General features: G+C 34.2%; 2 protein-coding genes. Both read left to right on the top strand.

From position 1 onward, the window contains the following. Positions 1–134: 134 nt before the first annotated feature. Entirely contained in the window at positions 135–800 is a 666-nt protein-coding gene (locus tag FC15_RS02600) for a GntR family transcriptional regulator (protein WP_268872198.1), read from the top strand. 305 nt (positions 801–1,105) lie between these two features. Further along, a complete protein-coding gene (locus tag FC15_RS02595) occupies positions 1,106–2,281 on the top strand; it encodes an ROK family protein (RefSeq protein WP_057823681.1) in 1,176 nt (391 codons plus the stop codon). The last annotated feature ends 195 nt before the right edge of the window (positions 2,282–2,476 follow it).

The raw sequence follows: 2,476 nt of genomic DNA, 5'->3' as shown, positions 1-2,476 counted from the left end.
GTCATTTAATCATGCAAATAAGAGTTACTCATTTACACAAAATTCTTGACACTCTCAATAGATTGAATGCAAGTGAATGTGGGATATAATTAAACTAATGAATCTTAGATATATTGTGAAGATGAGGTAATCGGGTGACAAGACCAGAGAATTATCAAGATGAAGCATATGCAATCATTAAAAAAATGATTATCACTTTAGCTATACGTCCCGGTGAACGGGTTACAATTAAGTCTCTTCAAGCAAAATTGTCTATTGGTGCTACTCCCATACGGGAAGCAATTATTCGCTTAAGACGAGAAGGACTGTTTCGTGTTATTCCTCAAAGCGGGACTTATGTTTCTAAAATCAATCTTAATGAAGTTTATCAAGCACGATATGTTCGAGAAAATCTCGAAGTATTAGTGTTTAAAGAAGCACTCAATAAGGTTACGGATGCGCAACTCAACCAACTACATCAAAATATTCAACTGCAACGAGTTTATCTACAAACAAAAGATTATGATCAATTTTTCGATTTAGATGAACAATTTCATAAGCTGTTTTATATGATCGCAGGTAAATCTTTCGTTTGGGATTGGCTTCAATTATTAAACGCACAATTCAATCGTTTCCGCTATTTACGCTTAGAGATAAGTGGATTGAATTGGAATGAAATATATAATCAACACCAAGCAATCAGTTCGGCTTTCGAATCTGGTGATGAGATTGGTTTAACATCTGATGTTAAAGAACATCTTCATCTCGTTGATGAAGATGTGGATATAGTCCTTAAAAAAGTTCCAGGGTATTTTGAATGAATTTCCAGTGCAAGGGGATGGTTCTTACTAAGTGCTTTTAAGTGTTATGAAGAAAATAGTTGTTTGAGATTCAAGTTCATTATTAATATGAATGAAATCCATATTAGATAGAATCGTTGATTGGCACTTATTCTTTTAACCGAAAACAAGTATTTCGGCTTTTTGATCGGGTTTGAGTTGAGCTTGGTGAAAGACCATGCTTATTTATTGGGATAGTGTTTATTTAGTTGTTTTGTAAAGTTAACTTACCTATAATGACTATAACTAATGTTTTTGATATTATTTAAGTAGATAGGTGAATAATTATGGAAACGAGTAAAAGCCTTGTTCGTGAGTTGAATAGAAAGAGAGTGCTCGAGCAAGTCTTTAGTTATGGACCAATCTCGCGAAGTCAGGTATCCAAAAATTTAAAGCTTAATAAAGTTACTGTTTCTGAAATTGTTTCGGAGATGTTAGAAAATCATTTACTAGTTGAATTGGGGCAAGGCGATAGTTCTTCTCGTGGTGGACGGAAACCCACAATGCTTAAATTGAATGCTGATTATGGTTATGTCTTAAGTTTTGATCTTGGATTTAATTATATTGATGTGATGATGAATCAGATCGATGGATTGATTCTAAAATTTGAACACCATCGTGTTGGCGAAATTAATATTGATGAACGTATTACGTTTATTGTCAATAAGGCTCATGAAATCAAGCCTGAAGGCGGCAGATTGCTTGGTGTGTCAGTCGCAATTCACGGGATTATCGATAATAACAAAGCTCTTTATACACCTTATATTGATTTTCAAGACCGTGACCTTGCAAAAGTTTTAAGCCAAAAATTATTCGTTCCCGTGCGATTACAAAACGAGGCAAATCTTTCAGTTATCTATCAGCGTGATTTCGTTAGTAGAGAACAGATCGATAATCTTGTTTGTATCAGCATCCATAAGGGTATCGGTGCGGGGATTATCATTAATAATCGTTTGTTTACCGGTGTTCGTGGCGAGGCAGGCGAAATTGGGCATGCAGTTGTTTATGAGTCACGTCCTAACTTTGAACACAAGTTTGAATCAATTGAATCTTATTGTTCAGAGGATTCAATACTAAAGAAGATTAAAGAGCAAACTGATTTATCTGAACTAACGAGAGATGATATTCAACAATTATATTACGATGGAAACGAAATTGTAGGCGACATTCTTGATGAGTTCTGTTACTATACTGCTCACATTGTTTACAATACGATTGTTACACTTGATCCAGCTAAAGTAGTTATTAATTCAAATCTAATCGCGGATATTCCAGAATTGATGGATATTATCCGATCTGATATTCCTTACCTAACTAAAGATAAGACACCGATTGAACTTCTTGCAAATTCCCGGTATGCAACATTACTTGGGGGTGTATCTTTAATTATTAGCCATGTCATTAATGTAACACCAGGTGAGCTTAACTTTTCGCGCGCTTTAGCAGAGTCAACTTTAAAATAAACGATTAAATAATTGAAACCCGCTGAATATGAGGGCTCCATAATTGTTAGTTCTATGACTAATGATTATGAGGCACTTTTATGAAGGCGATTTTTTATGTATTCGAATTAGTTTTACAATTTAATTTAAAAACTGAAATAAAACTGACTAACATTAGTGGTGAATCATAATTCGACGGAATTATGATTCACCACT

Source organism: Lapidilactobacillus concavus DSM 17758 (assembly GCF_001435835.1).
GTDB classification, from domain to species: domain Bacteria; phylum Bacillota; class Bacilli; order Lactobacillales; family Lactobacillaceae; genus Lapidilactobacillus; species Lapidilactobacillus concavus.
The sequence above is the reverse complement of the archived record's forward strand: the minus strand, read 5'-3'. Positions and strand labels throughout refer to the sequence as shown.